This is a genomic window from Neisseria sp. P0022.S009 (assembly GCF_051956675.1).
GTDB lineage: Bacteria > Pseudomonadota > Gammaproteobacteria > Burkholderiales > Neisseriaceae > Neisseria.
Genome location: NZ_JBQCXE010000042.1, coordinates 1 through 544 on the forward strand (window position 1 = coordinate 1; position 544 = coordinate 544).

Sequence of the window (544 nt, forward strand, 5' to 3'; positions counted from 1 at the left end):
TTGTGTTGTTTGGTTTGTCGGTGGTGTCGGATGTGTGTAGGAGGCAGCTGCATTCTGTTGACTGCAAGCTGCGACTACGCGGTGCGGTTTATCGGTTGATTATTTTGACAAACACATCATGACATCGAATGACACACTCAAAGACGTTTATCTCAACCGCGTTTTTGCCTTTTTACCCAATGCTCCCGTCGGTAATGACGAAGTGGGAGTCGTCCTCGGCATGGTAGGCGGTGTGTTTTCGTGTGTGTGCCGCGTGATTTTGTGTTTTGGTGGTGTTTTGTTGTGGTGTTGTGTTGTTGGCTTTGGAGGTCGTTGTGTGGTGTACATTAGTGCTGGGTTGGTTGTTGGGGTGGTTGGTGGTTTGTTTGTTTGGTGTGTTTTTGTGGGGGTTGTTGGTGGTTTGGTTTGTGTTGTTTTTTGTTTTGGTTGGGTTGTGTTGGGGTGTGGTGTGGTGGTGTGTGGTTTGTTGGGTGTGTTGTTTTGTGGGGTGTTTGGTGTGGTGGGTGTGTGTGTGGTTGGTGTGGTGGTGGTGGGGTGTGTTTGT

Annotated in this window: 1 protein-coding gene; it reads right to left on the bottom strand. The window is 48.9% G+C overall.

Annotated elements, in window-relative coordinates; translation table 11 throughout:
* Nucleotides 1-172: 172 nt before the first annotated feature.
* Nucleotides 173-544: hypothetical protein (locus ACTHUG_RS11335; RefSeq protein WP_440422269.1), on the bottom strand; the 372-nt coding region annotated here is incomplete at its 5' end.